This is a genomic window from Aldersonia sp. NBC_00410, from assembly GCF_026342035.1.
GTDB lineage: Bacteria > Actinomycetota > Actinomycetes > Mycobacteriales > Mycobacteriaceae > Aldersonia.
In genome coordinates, this window is sequence record NZ_JAPENM010000011.1 from 168286 (window position 1) to 184027 (window position 15742).

The 15742-nt window shown below is 69.4% G+C and carries 15 protein-coding genes; 12 read left to right on the forward strand and 3 right to left on the reverse strand.

Features of this window, described 5'->3' with window-relative positions; genetic code table 11:
• Nucleotides 1-68: 68 nt before the first annotated feature.
• From nadA to nadC, 3 genes are read left to right on the forward strand one after another with little or no spacing between them, the layout of a single operon-like run.
• Nucleotides 69-1091 (forward strand): quinolinate synthase NadA, encoded by a 1023-nt coding sequence (gene nadA, locus OG921_RS23010; RefSeq protein WP_266114858.1) that lies wholly within the window; start codon nucleotides 69-71, stop codon nucleotides 1089-1091.
• Nucleotides 1088-2683: an L-aspartate oxidase gene (locus tag OG921_RS23015; RefSeq protein WP_266114859.1), complete on the forward strand. Its 1596-nt coding sequence runs from the start codon at nucleotides 1088-1090 to the stop codon at nucleotides 2681-2683. The genes nadA and OG921_RS23015 overlap by 4 nt, the downstream gene beginning before the upstream one ends.
• Nucleotides 2683-3546: a carboxylating nicotinate-nucleotide diphosphorylase gene (gene nadC, locus OG921_RS23020; protein ID WP_266114860.1), complete on the forward strand. Its 864-nt coding sequence runs from the start codon at nucleotides 2683-2685 to the stop codon at nucleotides 3544-3546. Before OG921_RS23015 ends, nadC begins: the two co-directional genes overlap by 1 nt.
• Nucleotides 3547-3646: 100 nt before the next feature.
• Here nadC and OG921_RS23025 read toward each other — a convergent pair whose 3' ends face one another.
• Together OG921_RS23025 and OG921_RS23030 are read right to left on the reverse strand one after the other, a co-directional pair.
• A complete protein-coding gene (locus tag OG921_RS23025) occupies nucleotides 3647-5164 on the reverse strand; it encodes a DHA2 family efflux MFS transporter permease subunit (RefSeq protein ID WP_266114861.1) in 1518 nt (505 codons plus the stop codon).
• 32 nt (nucleotides 5165-5196) lie between these two features.
• A complete protein-coding gene (locus OG921_RS23030) occupies nucleotides 5197-6345 on the reverse strand; it encodes a thiolase family protein (protein ID WP_266114862.1) in 1149 nt (382 codons plus the stop codon).
• 151 nt (nucleotides 6346-6496) lie between these two features.
• On the opposite strand from OG921_RS23030, the gene OG921_RS23035 reads away from it, so the two are divergent.
• From OG921_RS23035 to hisH, 6 genes are read left to right on the forward strand one after another with little or no spacing between them, the layout of a single operon-like run.
• Nucleotides 6497-7015 carry a flavodoxin domain-containing protein gene (locus OG921_RS23035; RefSeq protein WP_266114863.1) on the forward strand — a complete coding sequence of 173 codons (519 nt, stop codon included), beginning with the start codon at nucleotides 6497-6499 and terminating at the stop codon, nucleotides 7013-7015.
• A 57-nt stretch (nucleotides 7016-7072) separates the two neighbouring features.
• On the forward strand, nucleotides 7073-8443 hold the full coding sequence (hisD, locus tag OG921_RS23040; protein WP_266114864.1) for a histidinol dehydrogenase: 1371 nt from the start codon (nucleotides 7073-7075) through the stop codon (nucleotides 8441-8443).
• Nucleotides 8440-9561: a histidinol-phosphate transaminase gene (locus tag OG921_RS23045; protein ID WP_266114865.1), complete on the forward strand. Its 1122-nt coding sequence runs from the start codon at nucleotides 8440-8442 to the stop codon at nucleotides 9559-9561. The genes hisD and OG921_RS23045 overlap by 4 nt, the downstream gene beginning before the upstream one ends.
• A gap of 2 nt (nucleotides 9562-9563) precedes the next feature.
• Complete coding sequence (hisB, locus tag OG921_RS23050) at nucleotides 9564-10184, forward strand: imidazoleglycerol-phosphate dehydratase HisB (RefSeq protein WP_266114866.1); 621 nt, start codon at nucleotides 9564-9566, stop codon at nucleotides 10182-10184.
• A gap of 26 nt (nucleotides 10185-10210) precedes the next feature.
• Nucleotides 10211-11323: an MFS transporter gene (locus tag OG921_RS23055; RefSeq protein WP_266114897.1), complete on the forward strand. Its 1113-nt coding sequence runs from the start codon at nucleotides 10211-10213 to the stop codon at nucleotides 11321-11323.
• A gap of 7 nt (nucleotides 11324-11330) precedes the next feature.
• Nucleotides 11331-11960 (forward strand): imidazole glycerol phosphate synthase subunit HisH, encoded by a 630-nt coding sequence (gene hisH, locus OG921_RS23060; RefSeq protein WP_266114867.1) that lies wholly within the window; start codon nucleotides 11331-11333, stop codon nucleotides 11958-11960.
• A gap of 12 nt (nucleotides 11961-11972) precedes the next feature.
• Here the strand turns inward: hisH and OG921_RS23065 are convergent, their stop codons facing one another.
• A complete protein-coding gene (locus OG921_RS23065; RefSeq protein ID WP_266114868.1) occupies nucleotides 11973-13226 on the reverse strand; it encodes a DUF2786 domain-containing protein in 1254 nt (417 codons plus the stop codon).
• 169 nt (nucleotides 13227-13395) lie between these two features.
• On the opposite strand from OG921_RS23065, the gene priA reads away from it, so the two are divergent.
• Genes priA through hisF form a run of 3 tightly spaced genes read left to right on the forward strand, consistent with a single transcriptional unit; the run spans nucleotide 13396 to nucleotide 15731 of the window.
• Nucleotides 13396-14130, forward strand: coding sequence for a bifunctional 1-(5-phosphoribosyl)-5-((5-phosphoribosylamino)methylideneamino)imidazole-4-carboxamide isomerase/phosphoribosylanthranilate isomerase PriA (priA, locus tag OG921_RS23070; RefSeq protein WP_266114869.1), 735 nt, complete (start codon nucleotides 13396-13398; stop codon nucleotides 14128-14130).
• A gap of 3 nt (nucleotides 14131-14133) precedes the next feature.
• Nucleotides 14134-14961, forward strand: coding sequence for an inositol monophosphatase (locus OG921_RS23075; RefSeq protein WP_266114870.1), 828 nt, complete (start codon nucleotides 14134-14136; stop codon nucleotides 14959-14961).
• On the forward strand, nucleotides 14958-15731 hold the full coding sequence (hisF, locus tag OG921_RS23080; protein WP_266114871.1) for an imidazole glycerol phosphate synthase subunit HisF: 774 nt from the start codon (nucleotides 14958-14960) through the stop codon (nucleotides 15729-15731). The genes OG921_RS23075 and hisF overlap by 4 nt, the downstream gene beginning before the upstream one ends.
• Nucleotides 15732-15742 lie beyond the last annotated feature (11 nt).

Here is a 15742-nt window from a genome sequence, read left to right on the forward strand (position 1 = left end):
ATAAGTCGAAAACTCCGATTGGTGTTAATCGGCCACGCGGGCCGGTGACGCTGGGAAGGAAGTTCGACATGGCGACGTCGACACTGGAGCGGATCCACAACGGCCCGGAAGGGTTCAGCGGCGTTTCGGCCACTCCCGAATGGGCCGAGGAGATCAAACGCCTCGCGCGGCAGCGCAACGCCACGATCCTTGCGCACAACTACCAGCTGCCCGAGATTCAGGACATCGCCGACCATGTCGGCGACTCGCTGGCCCTGTCCCGGATTGCGGCCGAGGTGCCCGAGGAGACCATCGTCTTCTGCGGCGTGCACTTCATGGCCGAGACCGCCAAGATCCTGAGCCCGGAGAAAACCGTGCTGATCCCGGACGAGCGCGCGGGCTGCTCGTTGGCCGATTCGATCACCGCCGACGATCTGCGCGCCTGGAAGGCCGAGTTCCCGGACGCCGTCGTGGTGTCCTACGTGAACACCACCGCCGAGGTGAAGGGGCTCACGGACATCTGCTGCACCTCGTCCAACGCGGTGGACGTCGTCGCCTCGATCGACCCGGAGCGCGAAGTGCTGTTCCTGCCCGACCAGTTTCTCGGCGCGCACGTCAAGCGAGTCACCGGCCGAGAGAACATGCAGATCTGGGCGGGCGAGTGCCACGTGCACGCCGGCATCAACGGGGACGAGCTCACCGAACAGGCGCGCACCCACCCGGACGCCGAGCTGTTCGTGCACCCCGAGTGCGGCTGCGCCACCTCGGCGCTCTATCTCGCCGGCGAGGGCTCGTTCCCCGCCGACCGGGTGCACATCCTGTCCACCGGCGGCATGATCGACGCGGCGAAAGCGTCGCGCTCGACGCAGGTGCTTGTCGCCACCGAGGTCGGCATGCTGCACCAGTTGCGCAAGGCCGCGCCCGGTATCGACTTCCAGGCCGTCAACGACCGCGCGTCGTGCAAGTACATGAAGATGATCACCCCCGCGGCGCTGCTGCGCTGCCTCACCGAGGGTGCCGACGAGGTGCACGTCGATCCCGAGACCGCCGCGCGGGCGCGTACCTCCGTGCAGCGGATGATCGAGATCGGTAACCCGGGCGGGGGCGAGTGACCGTGGTCCGCCGTGCGGCCTCCTGGGAGGCCGAGGCGGACCTGGTTGTCACCTGGGAGGCGAACGCCGACTTCGTCGTCGTGGGCGGCGGCGTCGCCGGGCTGACCGCGGCCCGCACCGCGACCCTGCTCGGGCTGCGCGTGCTCACGCTCAGCAAGGGCGGGCCGACCGACACCTCGACGCAGTACGCCCAGGGCGGGATCGCGGTCGTTGCCGATATCGACGACACCGAGGACTCGCACGCGGCGGACACGATCGCGGCGGGCGCGGGGCTGTGCGACCCGGAGGCGGTGAAGTCCATCGTCGGTGCCGGCAGGCACGCGGTGAGCATCCTGACCGACCTCGGCGCCGTGTTCGACCACGGCGGTGACGGCCGGGTACTGCGGACCCGCGAAGGCGGGCACAGCACGCGCCGGATCATCCATGCGGGCGGCGACGCCACCGGTGCGGAGGTGCAGCGGGCGCTCGGTGCCGCCGGCATGCCGGTGCTGTTCGGCGCCGCCGCGGCACGGGTGGTCACCGGGCGCGACGGCGTGCAGGGCGTGATTGCGTTGTCGGACCGGGGTTGCGGGGTGATCCACGCACCCGCCGTGCTGCTGGCCACCGGTGGGCTCGGCCAGTTGTATGCGTGCAGCACCAACCCGGCGGGGGCGACGGCTGACGGGGTTGCGCTCGCGCTCGACGCCGGCGCGGCGGTCGCTGACCTCGAGTTCGTTCAGTTTCATCCGACCGTGCTGTTTGCCGCCGGTGGGCTCGGTCGTCGCCCGCTGATCAGCGAGGCCGTTCGCGGTGAAGGGGCACGACTCGTCGACGCTTTCGGGATGTCGGTGACCGAAGGGGTGCATCCGCTCGGGGATCTCGCGCCGCGCGACGTCGTGTCGAAGGCGATCGCGGCCCGCTTGCGTGCGACCGGAACCGACCACGTGTTCCTCGATGCCCGTGCGATCGATGGCTTCCCGCAACGGTTCCCGACGATCACCGCCTCCTGTCTGGCCGCGGGGATCGACCCGCGCCGCGACCTGATCCCGGTCGCTCCGGCCGCGCACTATCAGTGTGGCGGCGTGGTGACCGACCTGTACGGCCGCACCGATGTGCCCGGCCTGTACGCCGCGGGCGAGGTGGCCCGGACCGGCCTGCACGGCGCAAACCGGTTGGCGTCCAATAGCTTGCTCGAAGGCCTCGTGATCGGTGAGCGTGCCGGTGCGGCGGCCGCCGAACGGCGCGACGTACGGGCGCAGGTGCGCGACGCCACGCTCGTGCCGCAACCGGTGCTCGCACGAACCGACGTGCAGCGCGTGATGACCGAGCAAGCCGGTGTCGTTCGCGACGGTCTCGGACTCGACGATGCCACGGCGCAGCTGAACTTTGCCGACGCGGTGGTGTCCACCGACATTGCCGCGGTGGAGGATTCGGCCTTGACTGTTACGGCGCGGGCGCTCGTGCTCGCGGCGTCGGTGCGCACCGAGAGCCGAGGCTGCCATACCCGCGCGGACCACCCCGAAACCGACGACACGCAGCGCCGCAGCACCGTGGTGCGGCGTAACGCCGACGGTGAACTCGCCGTCGATTCGACACTGGCAGGAGTGCCCTGATGGATTCCGTGCTCGACGGTCCCGTTCGCGACGAGGTGCTGGCCCTGATCCGCACCGCTCTCGATGAGGACCTGCGCTATGGTCCCGACATCACCAGCGCCGCAACGGTTCCGGCAGAGGCGTCGGCGAAGGCCGCAGTCGTCTCGCGCTCGATGGGCACCGTCGCCGGGATCGACATCGGCCTGCTCGTACTCGACGAGGTTCTCGGCGCTGGGGGCTACGAGGTGCTCGACCGGGTCGTAGACGGCACCCGCGTCGCACCGGGCCAGGCGGTGCTCACCCTGCACGCGCCCACCCGAGGACTGCTCACCGCCGAGCGGACCATGCTGAACCTGCTGTGCCACCTGTCCGGAATCGCGACCGCGACGGCGGCGTGGGTCGACGCGGTGGCGGGCACCGACTGCCGGATCCGCGACAGCCGCAAGACATTGCCCGGCTTGCGGGCGCTGCAGAAGTACGCCGTGCGCGTCGGCGGCGGGGTCAACCACCGGATGGGGCTCGGCGACGCGGCACTGATCAAGGACAACCACGTCGTCGCCGCCGGCTCGGTGGTCGCCGCGCTCCGAGCCGTCCGCGAGTTGCGTCCCGACATCGAATGCGAGGTCGAGGTGGACAGCCTCGAGCAGCTCGACGCGGTGCTCGCCGAGGACGTCGAACTCGTGCTGCTGGACAACTTTCCGCTCTGGCAGACCCAGGCAGCGGTGCAGCGGCGCAACAAGACCTCGCCGCGCACCAAGCTCGAGTCCTCCGGTGGGCTCACCCTCGACGTCGCCGCCGACTACGCCGGGACCGGGGTCGATTACCTCGCGGTGGGTGCGCTCACGCACTCGGTGGGCGTTCTCGACCTCGGCCTGGATATGTAGGGACTCGACACGTAGTTCGGCGGTGCGACGGTAGGCGGTGCGGGTGAACGGTACGTTCAGTCGATCAGGTCGACTGAACGGTTCCGTTCAGTCGGCAGGATCAGATGCCCGGCGCCGCCGGAACGGACTCTCGATCGCGCGCCGCGTGCCGGGGCAGGAACAACGCGGGAACAATGATCAGCGCCGTCAGCGCGGTGGCGACCCAGAACGCGAACCCGAAGGAGTCGGCCAGCAGCGGGCCGACGACCGGCATAGCCTCCGGCGACACGTTGCTGAGCTGGTTCGTCCCGCCGCCTTGTGACTCGACCCCGGCGGCGGAGAGTTGCCCGGTGAGTCGCTGGGTCAGCGCCGTCACCAGCAGCGCGGTGCCCAGTGACGCCCCGACCTGCTGGATGGCCGACAACGAGGGCGCGGCCCGCGAGACCGCGTCGTGGCCGAGGTTCGAGTAGGCGGCCGCGAAGGTCGGCATCATGACCGAGCCGAGGCCCATGCCGCGCACGAACAGCGCGACACACAGCCACACGTAGGGCGTGTCGACGCCCAGTTGGGTGAACGGCAGGGTGCCCAGCACCGCAAGCACCACCCCGACCGGGACCACGTAGCCTGCGCCGATTCGATCGGTGAGCCTGCCGGCGATCACCATGGCCACCATCGCGCCGAGGCCCTGCGGGGCGAGCAGGAGGCCGGCGTTCATGGCGCCCTGTCCGCGAACGGTCTGGTAGTACAGCGGAAGCAACAGCATGCCGCCGAACAGGGCGATGGCGACCAGGAAGACCGCGACCGTCCCGCTGGCGAACAACCGGTTGGTGAACAGCCGGACGTCGATGATCGAGGCGGCGCCCTTGCGCAGGCTGTGCCAGGTGTAGACGGCGAGGCCGCAGGCGCCGCCGATCAGCCACCCGAGCACGCCCCACTGGCCGAATCCGCCGTGTGCGCTGGCTTGAGACAGTCCGTAGAGCAGGGACACGAGGCTGCCCGAGAGTACGACGAGACCGAGCACGTCGAGCCGTCCGGCGCCGGGTAACGCACCACCGGCGGGCAGTTTCCACATCGCAAGCGCAATCGCGAGGATGCCGACGGGGACATTCACCAGGAAGATCCAGTGCCAGCTCGCGTACTCGACGAGCACGCCGCCGATCACAGGACCGAGTACCGGCCCCAGCAGCATGGGAATGCCGATGATGCTCATCGCTCGCCCGAGGCGGTTCGGCCCCGCGGCCCTGGCGATGATCGCCTGGCCGCCCGGCAGCAGCATGCCGCCGCCGAGCCCCTGGATGACGCGGAACGCGATCAGGCTTTCGATCGACCAGGCGGCCGCACACAGCGCCGAGCCGGCGACGAACAACCCGATGGAGACGAGCCAGGTCGCCTTCGGCCCGAACCGGTCCATGACCCAACCGGTGAGCGGAATGACCAGTGCAACGGCAAGGAGGTAACCGGTGATCACCCACTGTGTGGTGGACAGCGGCGCGTCGAGTTCCCTGCTCAAGGAATTCAGGGCCACGTTCACGATCGTGGTGTCGAGCACCACCATGATCAGTCCGGACACCACCACGAGCCCGGTGATGATGACGCTGCGGTCGAGTTTGTCCGACTGGCGTGCGGTGGAGGTATCCATGATTGCTCCAGACGTAGCGGGTGGGGCGAGCGCTAGGCGTCGAGTAGCTCCACCAGCGTCGCGTTCGCGGTGCCGCCGCCCTCGCACATGGTCTGCAAGCCGTAGCGAATCCCGTTGTCGCGCATGTTGTTGATCAGTCGGGTCATCAGGATCGCCCCCGACGCGCCCAGCGGGTGCCCGACCGAGATGGCGCCGCCGAGCGGGTTCACCCGGTCGAGGTCGGCACCCGTCTCCGCGAGCCAGGCCAGCACGACCGAGGCGAACGCCTCGTTGACCTCGAACGCGCCGATGTCGTCGACACTCAGTCCGCTGCGGCCCAGAATCTTCTCGGTCGCCGGAATCGGTCCGGTGAGCACGAGTTTCGGGTCCGCGCCGGAGACGGCTCCGGAGTGGTAGCGAACGATCGGCGTCAGGCCGAGCGCCTTGGCCTTCTCCGGCGTTGTCACCAGCAGCGCGGCCGCACCGTCGGAGATCTGCGAGGAGTTGCCGGCGTGGATCCAGCCGTCCTCACCCGAGACCGACTTCAGCTTCGCCAGCGACTCGACGCTGGTGCCGCGGCGCAGGCCCTCGTCGATCGCGAACGAGCCGTCGGCGACGTCGACGGGCACGATCTGCGTCTCGAATACGCCCTTGTCGATCGCGGCGGCGGTCAGCGCGTGCGAGCGAGTCGAGTACTCGTCGAGCGCGGCACGCGAAAGGCCCCACCGCTCGGCGATCAGCTGTGCGCCGGTGATCTGGTTGAAGTCCGCGTCCGGGTAGCGCTGCTTCGGTCCGGGCCCATAGGGCTCGCCGGTCTGACGCGCCACGCCGAGCGGCACCCGGCTCATCGTTTCGACACCGCCCGCGACGACGAGTTCCTGCTGGCCCGACATCACCGCGAAGGCGGCGTGATCGAGGGCCTGCTGGCTGGAACCGCACGCCCGGTTGATTGTCACCGCAGGCACTGTCTCCGGCCAGCCCGCCGCCAGCACCGCGAACCGTCCGACGTTGCTGGACTGGTCACCGACCTGACTGACACAGCCCCACTGCACGTCGTCGACATCGCCGGGATCGATGCCGGTGCGCCGGACGAGTTCGTTCAGGACGATCGCGGACAACGATGTCGCGTGCACATCGGCCAGCGACCCGTTGCGCTTGCCGATGGGGGTGCGGACAGCCTCGACGATGACGGCTTCAGGCATTGAGCTCCTACTTTCGTCTGGAAAATTGTCGCCAGTTACTCGACATTAACCGGAATCGGGCCGAAGGTCCCCGCTCGGGTCACCATTGTGCTCTGTTGTGGTGCACGTCACGAGCGCAGGCTCGTTGTGCGAGCGCGAGAAGGAGGTCGAAATGCGCACCCTGGTGGTTTTCGAATCGATGTTCGGCAACACCGAGCGGGTTGCTCGGGTGGTCGCCGACGAGTTCGCCCGTCTCGGCCCCGTCACCGTGCTCAATGTCGACGATGCGCCGTCGACCCTCGACGCCTTCGATTTCGTCGTGGCAGGCGCCCCGACGCACGTGTTCGGTCTGAGCAGGCCTCAGACGCGTGCCGACGCGGCCACACGCATCGAATTCGCGACGGTCACCGGTCGACACGGGTTGCGGGAATGGCTCGACATCGTCTCGCCGGCGAGCCCGGACTGCCCGGCTGCGACCTTCGGGACGCGCGCTGCGATGCCGCGCGTGATCACCGGATGCGCGGCGCGGGCGGCTCGGCGACGGCTGCACCGCGCCGGCTTCCGGATGGTCGGCAAGCCGGGTGATTTTCGGGTCAGCGGCGCCCTCGGGCCGCTGATCGACGGGGAGTTGGTGCGTGCCGGCGCCTGGGCACGCGAGCTCACCGACGCCGTGGCGGCGGTCGGTTGCTAGGAGCGGGCGGTTTATCCTGGATAATCGGTGTTGTCAATACCGATCGAAGGGATCGCTGTGCCCGCCACCGAGCTCGCCCGCATCGATTTACGTGGGCGTACACCGTCCACCGCCGAACTCCGCGCGGCATTGCCGCGCGGTGGCGTCGACGTGGATTCGGTGCTGCATACGGTGCGCCCCGTCGTCGAGGCGGTGCGCGACCGCGGAGCCGAGGCCGCGCTCGAGTTCGGTGAAAAGTTCGACGGGGTCCGCCCCGCCGCGGTTCGGGTGCCGCCCGCGGAGCTGACGCGCGCGCTCGATGCCCTCGACCCTGCGGTCCGGACAGCGCTCGAGGTCTCCATCGAACGTGCCCGCAAGGTGCACGCGGACCAGCGCCGCTCCGACACCACCACCCAGGTCGTCCCCGGCGGCACGGTCACCGAGCGGTGGGTTCCGGTCGATCGTGTCGGTCTGTACGTGCCCGGTGGCAATGCCGTCTACCCATCGAGCGTCGTGATGAACGTGGTGCCGGCACAGCTTGCCCAGGTGGGGTCGCTCGTCGTCACGTCACCGCCGCAACAACAATTCGGCGGACTGCCGCACCCCACGATTCTTGCTGCGGCGGAACTGCTCGGCGTCGCGGAGGTATGGGCGGTCGGCGGCGCACAGGCCATCGCGCTGCTGAGTTACGGCGGCACCGATACCGATGGGATTGACGGCACCGCCGTCGGCGGTTCAGACCTGGTCCCGGTCGACCTGATCACCGGTCCGGGCAATATCTATGTCACTGCGGCCAAGCGGCTCTGCCGGGGAATGGTGGGAATCGACGCCGAGGCGGGTCCGACCGAGGTCGCGATCCTCGCCGACGACAGCGCCGACCCGGTGCACGTCGCGGCCGATCTGATCAGTCAGGCCGAACACGACGTCCTCGCGGCGAGCGTGCTCGTCACCGACAGCGTGGCCCTTGCCGACGCGGTCGACGAGGCGGTCACCGAGCAGGTCGCGTTGACCAAGCACTCGGAGCGGGTGGCGACGGCGCTGTCCGGGAAGCAGTCGGGCATCGTGCTTGTCGACGACCTCGCCCAAGGACTGCGGGTGGTCGACGCCTATGCCGCCGAACACCTCGAGATTCAGACACTCGATGCCGCGAAAGTGGCCGCGCGGGTGCGCAGTGCCGGCGCGATCTTCGTCGGCCCGTGGGCGCCGGTGAGCCTCGGCGACTACTGCGCGGGCTCGAACCACGTGCTGCCGACCGCGGGCTGTGCGCGGCACTCCTCGGGGCTGAGCGTGCAGACCTTCCTGCGCGGCATTCACGTCATCGACTACTCCGAGGCGGCGCTGCGGGACGTCGCCCCGCATGTCCTCGCGCTCGCCGACGCCGAGGACCTGCCGGCGCACGGTGCCGCCGTGCGGCTGCGTTTCGAACCGCTCGAAGCGGGGGCGAGATGAGCACCCCCGGGGCCCGGATCGGGCTCGATGATCTGCCGTTACGCGAGAACCTGCGCGGCAAATCCCCGTACGGCGCACCACAACTCGCGGTGCCGGTGCAGCTGAACACGAACGAGAATCCGCATCCGCCGACGCAGGCGCTGATCGACGATGTGGCCGAATCGATCCGCGCCGCGGCGGCCGATTTGCACCGCTACCCGGACCGAGACGCGGTGGCATTGCGCACCGACCTGGCGGCCTACCTGAGCCGGCAGACCGGCGTCGAGGTGACCGTCGAGAACCTGTGGGCGGCAAACGGTTCCAACGAGATCCTGCAACAACTCCTGCAGGCGTTCGGCGGCCCCGGTCGCAGCGCGCTCGGTTTCGTGCCGTCCTATTCGATGCACCCGATCATCTCCGCAGGTATCGACACCGAATGGGTGGAAGCAAAGCGCAACGCGGACTTCTCCCTCGATGTCGACTACGCGGTCCTCGCGATCACCGAACGCCAACCCGACGTCGTGTTCGTGACGAGCCCGAACAACCCGACCGGGCACAGTGTTTCGCTGTCCGATCTGGCCGTCCTGATCGAGGCGGCGCCCGGCATCGTCGTCGTGGACGAGGCGTATGCCGAGTTCTCCGCGGCACCGAGTGCGATCGAGTTGATCGACCGCTACCCGGCCAAGCTGGTGGTGTCCCGGACGATGAGCAAGGCATTCGCGTTCGCGGGTGGCCGGCTCGGCTACCTCGTGGCGGCACCCGCGGTGATCGACGCGCTGCTGCTCGTCCGGCTGCCCTACCACCTTTCGGTGGTGACGCAGGTCGCCGCGCGGGCCGCGCTGCGCCATGCCGACGAAACGCTCGGCAGCGTGGCCGAACTCGCGCGCGAACGCGACCGGGTGGCGGCCCGGCTCACCGCGCTCGGCTTCACCGTCGTGCCCAGCGATGCGAACTTCCTGCTGTTCGGGTACTTCGCCGACGCGGCACGGGCGTGGCAGCACTATCTCGACGAGGGCGTGCTCATTCGCGACGTCGGCATCCCCAAGCACCTGCGCGCGACCATCGGATTGGCCGCCGAGAACGACGAGTTTCTGCGTGTCAGCGAGAAACTCGCGAATACCGAACTGGAGGAACGGTGAGCATGGTTCCCGCACCGCGGACCGCACGTGTCGAGCGCACCACCAAGGAATCGACGATCGTCGTCGAGTTGAACCTCGACGGGACGGGTGCGGTCGACATATCCACGGGCGTGCCGTTCTTCGACCACATGCTCACCGCGCTCGGCGCGCACGCCAGCTTCGACCTGCTCGTGCATGCCAAGGGTGATGTCGAGATCGAGGCGCACCACACGGTCGAGGACACCGCGATCGTGCTCGGCCAGGCGCTGCGCGAGGCGCTCGGCGACAAGTCGGGCATCCGCCGCTTCGGTGACGCGTACATCCCGATGGACGAGACGCTGGTGCACGCCGCCGTCGACGTGTCGGGTCGGCCCTACTGTGTGCACACCGGGGAGCCGGACCACCTGCTGCATGCGGTCATCGCAGGCTCGCCCGGTGCGCCGTACTCGACCGTGATAAATCGGCACGTGTTCGAGTCGATTGCATTGAACGCGCGGATCGCCCTGCACGTGCGCGTGCTCTACGGCCGCGATCAGCACCACATCACCGAGGCCGAGTACAAGGCGGTCGCCCGAGCGCTGCGGGCCGCGGTCGAATACGACCCGCGGGTGAGCGGGATTCCGTCCACCAAGGGCGCGCTGTAGACGACCGGCTGCGCGCGGTCGCGGGGCTGCCCGCGACGCTTGCGGTCTCGGTCGCGGCATTCGCCGGCTGGTCACTGCTGCTCGCGGTGGTGCCGCTCGCGCTCGCGCAATCCGGTGCCTCCGACGCGCTGGCCGGTGCGAGCACGGGTGTGTTCATGGCGGCCACGGTCGCCGCGCAACTGGCCGCGCCGCGGCTGCTGCGTGCGGCCGGCTACCGGCCGGTGCTCGCGTCCGGCTGCGCACTGCTCGGTGCGCCCGCGCTGGCGCTGCTGATCACGCTCGACCCGGTACCGACCTTGATCGTGTCCGCGGTGCGCGGCATCGGATTCGGGTTGCTGACCGTCACCGGGAGCGCGCTCATCGCCGAGCTGAGTCCCGCTCGGCTGCTCGCCCGCGCGACCGCGGCACACGGAATCGCCGCCGCCGCACCGCAAATCGTCGCCCTGCCCGGCGGTGTTCTGCTCGCCGAATACTGGTCGTTGACACCGGTGTTCGTGCTCGGTGCCGCCATTCCGCTGGGCGCGACCCTCGGTGTCGCGTTCCTACCCGCGGTTCACCCGGCACCGCTTCCGATGGGCGACCGTTCCCGGATGCTGCCGATGGCTGCCATGGCGGTGCCATTGGTGGCGATGGCCGTGACCTCGGCGGCATTCGGTGGGCTGTCGAGTCTGCTGACGATCGCGACCGAGGGCACCGCCGCCGCGGCGGTCCTCGCCCTCGCGGTCCAGGGGCTGGCCACCGTTGCCGGCCGTTACTGGGCCGGGGCCCTGGCCGCTCGCCTGCGGCCGGGACGGCTGCTGCTGCCCGGGTTGGCGGTCGCGGCCCTGGGACTGGCCCTGGTCGCCGTCTCGCTTGGCGACTCCGTCGAGATTGTGGGTCTGCAGATCGGCGCACTGCTGTTCGGGCTCGGGTTCGGGTTCTGCCAGAACGACAGTCTGGTGGCGATTTTCGCCGCCGCCGGGCCACAGCGCCTCGGTGCGGCGAGTGCTGCGTGGAACATCGCGTTCGACGGCGGGACGGGGGTGGGGTCGTTCGTGCTCGGCGTGGTGGCCGCGGCACTCGGCTATGTGTGGGTGTTCGGGGTCGCAGCCGCTGTGGTCGCCGCGGCGGTGCCGATTACCCTGAGAGCGTGGAGATGAGCCGATCGTGAAGACCATTGCACTGCTCGACTACGGGTCCGGCAATCTGCATTCCGCACAGCGCGCGTTGGCTCGCGCGGGCGCCGATGTCGAGGTGACCGACGATCCGGAGCGGGTGCTCGCGGCAGACGGGTTGGTGGTGCCGGGCGTCGGTGCGTTCGCCGCGTGCATGTCCGGACTGCGGGGCGTCCGCGGTGAGCGGATGATCGGGCAACGTCTCGCGGGTGGTCGCCCGGTGCTCGGCATCTGCGTCGGCATGCAGATCCTGTTCGAGCGCGGCGTCGAATTCGGCGTGGAAGCCAGCGGCTGCGGCGAGTGGCCCGGCACGGTGGAACGCCTGCCTGCCGCAGTGCTGCCGCATATGGGATGGAACACGGTGCAGGCGCCGCAGGACAGTGTCCTGTTCGCCGGTCTCGATGCCGATACGCGGTTCTACTTCGTGCACTCCTACGCGGCCCAGCAGTGGGCGCTGCCGCCGTCGGAGGTGTTCGCGCCCGCGAAGCTCACCTGGTCCGAGCATGGCGCGCCGTTCCTGGCCGCTGTCGAGAACGGGGTGCTCTCGGCCACGCAGTTCCATCCCGAGAAGTCCGGCGATGCGGGGGCGCAGCTGCTGCGCAACTGGGTCGAGTCGATCTGAGCCGACCGCGAGTCAGTGGTTGCCGAAGTGGGCTCGGTCGGCGGCTTGGGTGCCGGCGTCCCAGCCATCGGCGCTGCGGATGGTGATGCCACGGGTCCGGACCGTCGGGAAGTAGGCGTCGAAGGCGCGGTCGACTCGTTGCTCGTGGGAGGCAAGGATCGGGAGGAGCTGGGCGGGGTCGGATTCGGCGATGGTGGCCGCGGCCGTGGCCGCGAGGCGTTCGCCGATGCGGGTGGCGTAGGCGGTGAGGAAGGCCTTGCGGTAGGCGCGGGAGCGGGATTCCTCGGTGGCGGCGGCGGTGTCGATCATGGTGCGGGTGGCTTGGACGAGCAGCGAGGTCGTCAGCAGTTCGACGGCGTCGAGGTCGGTATCGTCGCCGACGACGGTGACGAAGCCCCAGTCCGACACGAAGATGGCGCGGCAGCGATTGGCGTGCGCGACCATGTCGATCAGAAGGGCTTTGGCTTCGGCGTAGGGGGTGTCGAGCCAGATGCGGCGAGCGCTGGGGAGGTCGGCCGTGGCGGTGCCGGCGTCGAGCAGAACTCGGTCGATCGCGTACTTGGTCATCAGTTCCTGGGCCTTGGCCGAAAGTGATTCCGCTTCCTCTCCGAACGTGGTGGACTCGGCCTTCGCGAGTAGGCCGCGAACCCGGCCGAGGGCCTTCTCGTCCACGACGTGGTGCGATGGTTGCCGGCGTGCGGTTCCGGGAAGCGGGCGGATCAGTCCGAGTTTCGGCAGCTGGATCAGCAGGGCCAAGGCGACGACGACCGAGGCCAGCGCTTCGTGGCCGGTGAGTAGTGCGCGATCTGCCCACTGGGTGAGGTGTTCGTGCTCGGTATCCCACCAGCAGGTGGCCGCGAGTCCGTCGAGTTGTTCCTGCCATGTCTCGTCGACGGATTCGGGTGCGAACGGCGCGCGATGGTTGGCCATCACGTCGGTCAGATAGGCCACCGCGAACTTGTCGACGCGGCGTAGCGCGGCCTGATGAATATCGGAGGGCAGCCAGCCGAACTCGAAGGCGTTCGCGATGAGTCGACTGCTCGCCATCCCGGCGCCCTCGGCTACTTCCGGCGCCGGTCGGCCAGAGTCGGCGAGTTGGTCGATAAACTTCCGGACCCCGATCCGGTCGCCCTGCGCCGAGGCCGCCGCTGCCGTCGCGATCGCCTCGGCTATCCGGGCCGGATCGTTCGACAGGGTCGCGGCATCCAGCCTCGGACCGGGTACGGCCTTGCGTCCGGTACGGCGGCGGCGATTCTGTTTGCCCACGGTGCGGGCGTCCTCTCGATCGAGGCCACCGCGCCGGTGACCGGTGCGGTGGCAGCGCGGTGTCCATGTCGCCGAACACCTATTGTCCAGGCGGGTCGACAACGGGCGGGTGTGGGTCAGTCCTGCCCGCGAGCGGCGAAGCTGCGCAGGCCAAGTAGGCTCTACCCACGTGAGCCTGGTCCTTCTGCCTGCTGTCGATGTCGCCAATGGTGAGGCCGTCCGCCTCGTACAAGGGGAGGCGGGCAGCGAAACGAGCTACGGCTCGCCGCGCGAGGCCGCCCTCGCATGGCAGAACGACGGTGCGGAATGGGTGCATCTGGTCGACCTGGACGCGGCATTCGGTCGCGGCTCGAACCGTGAACTGCTCGCCGAGGTCGTCGGCGAACTCGACGTCAAGGTCGAACTCTCCGGCGGTATCCGCGACGACGACTCCCTGAATGCCGCGCTGGCCACCGGTTGCGCGCGAGTCAATCTGGGCACCGCCGCGATCGAGAATCCCGAGTGGTGCACGCGGGCGATCGCCGCGCACGGCGAGCGGATCGCCGTCGGGCTCGACGTCAAGCAGATCGACGGGCAGTGGCGGCTGCGCGGTCGCGGCTGGGTCAGCGACGGCGGCGACCTCTGGGAGGTGCTCGAGCGACTCGAGCGCGACGGCTGCTCCCGCTACGTCGTCACCGACGTCACCAAGGACGGCACCCTGACCGGCCCGAACCTCGACCTGCTTCGCCAGGTCTGCGCCGCGACCGACGCGCCGGTGATCGCGTCCGGTGGCGTGTCGACGCTGGACGACCTGCGGGCCATCGCGGGGCTGGTGCCCGACGGCGTCGAGGGCTCGATCGTCGGAAAGGCGCTCTACGCGGGACGATTCACACTGCCCGAGGCCCTCACCGCGGTCAGCGGCTGAGTGATGGTCGCGTCGCACTCGCCCGAGGCGCTGCTCGGCATCGCTGCCGAACTGCTCGACGAGGCGAGCGTCCGATTCGTCGCCGGCCTCGGCGCGCCGAGCGCGGTCACCAAGGGACACAACGACTTTGCCACCGAGCTCGATCTCGAGCTGGAGCGCACGCTCTCGGCCGCACTGCTCGCTCGCACCGGGATTGCGGTGCACGGCGAGGAATTCGGCGGCCCAGATCTGCGGACCGGACGAGTATGGGTGCTCGATCCGATCGACGGCACCTACAACTATTCGGCCGGCCTGCCGCTGACCGGCATGCTGCTCGCGCTGATCGAGGACGGGAAGCCGATCCTCGGGCTGACCTGGCTGCCGTTGCTCGGTGAGCGGTACGCCGCGGTCGCGGGTGGGCCGCTGCTGCGCAACGGTGCGCCGTTGCCGCCGCTGCAGCCACGCACGCTCGCGACGTCGATGATTGCGTTCGGGGCGTTCAACGTCGACAGCCGCGGCCGCATCCCCGGCCGGTTCCGGTTCGACGTGCTCGGCGTGCTGAGCCGACTGTCCTCCCGGGTACGGATGCACGGATCCACCGGCGTCGACCTCGCCTACACCGCGGCGGGCGTGCTCGGGGGTTCGATCGTGTTCGGCTACCACGCGTGGGACAACGCGGCGGGCGCGCTGATGGTCCAGGCGGCCGGCGGTGTGGTGACCGATCTCGCAGGTAAGCCGTGGACGATCGAGTCGGGCTCGGTGCTGGCCGCGGCGCCCGGAGTCCACGAAGAGCTGTTGGAAATGATCGCCTCGGTCGGTACTGGGGAACGAGACGGAGAGGTGTCGGCGTGACGCTCGCGGTACGAGTGATCCCCTGCCTGGATGTGGACGCCGGACGAGTGGTCAAGGGCGTCAACTTCACCAACCTGCGAGACGCCGGTGACCCGGTGGAACTCGCCGCCGCCTACGACGCCCAGGGCGCCGACGAGCTGACGTTTCTCGATGTCACGGCATCGACCGCGGACCGCGGCACGATGATCGACGTCGTCACCCGCACGGCGGAGCAGGTCTTCATTCCGTTGACGGTCGGCGGTGGGGTGCGCAGCGTCGCGGACGTCGACCGGCTGTTGCGAGCGGGCGCGGACAAAGTGTCGGTGAACACCGCCGCGATCGCCCGCCCCGAGCTGCTGCGCGAGCTGAGCGAGCGATTCGGCTCGCAATGCATCGTCCTGTCCGTCGACGCGCGGACCGTCCCGGCAGGCTCGGCTCCTACGCCATCGGGCTGGGAGGTGACCACGCACGGTGGACGCCGGGGCACCGGTATCGACGCCGTCGAGTGGGCGGTGCGCGGCGCCGAACTCGGCGTGGGCGAGATCCTGCTGAACTCGATGGATGCCGATGGCACCAAGGCCGGTTTCGACTTGGCGATGATCCGCGCGGTGCGTGCCGCGGTGGCCGTCCCGGTCATCGCCAGCGGCGGCGCCGGGGCGGTGGACCACTTCGCGCCCGCCGTGCAAGCGGGTGCCGACGCCGTGCTCGCGGCGAGCGTCTTCCACTTCGGTGACCTGCGGATCCCCGAAGTGAAGGACGCGATGCGCCACTCTGGCATCGTGGTGCGCTAGGTATAACGGAC

Excerpts from the sequence above, each read along its gene's own strand:
- OG921_RS23075 (WP_266114870.1), top strand. The coding sequence starts at position 14,134 with ATGGTCGCGTCGCACTCGCCCGAGGCGCTGCTCGGCATCGCTGCCGAA.
- hisB (WP_266114866.1), top strand. The coding sequence starts at position 9,564 with ATGGTTCCCGCACCGCGGACCGCACGTGTCGAGCGCACCACCAAGGAA.
- nadA (WP_266114858.1), top strand. The coding sequence starts at position 69 with ATGGCGACGTCGACACTGGAGCGGATCCACAACGGCCCGGAAGGGTTC.
- OG921_RS23025 (WP_266114861.1), bottom strand. The coding sequence starts at position 5,164 with ATGGATACCTCCACCGCACGCCAGTCGGACAAACTCGACCGCAGCGTC.
- OG921_RS23030 (WP_266114862.1), bottom strand. The coding sequence starts at position 6,345 with ATGCCTGAAGCCGTCATCGTCGAGGCTGTCCGCACCCCCATCGGCAAG.
- OG921_RS23035 (WP_266114863.1), top strand. The coding sequence starts at position 6,497 with ATGCGCACCCTGGTGGTTTTCGAATCGATGTTCGGCAACACCGAGCGG.
- OG921_RS23045 (WP_266114865.1), top strand. The coding sequence starts at position 8,440 with ATGAGCACCCCCGGGGCCCGGATCGGGCTCGATGATCTGCCGTTACGC.
- nadC (WP_266114860.1), top strand. The coding sequence starts at position 2,683 with ATGGATTCCGTGCTCGACGGTCCCGTTCGCGACGAGGTGCTGGCCCTG.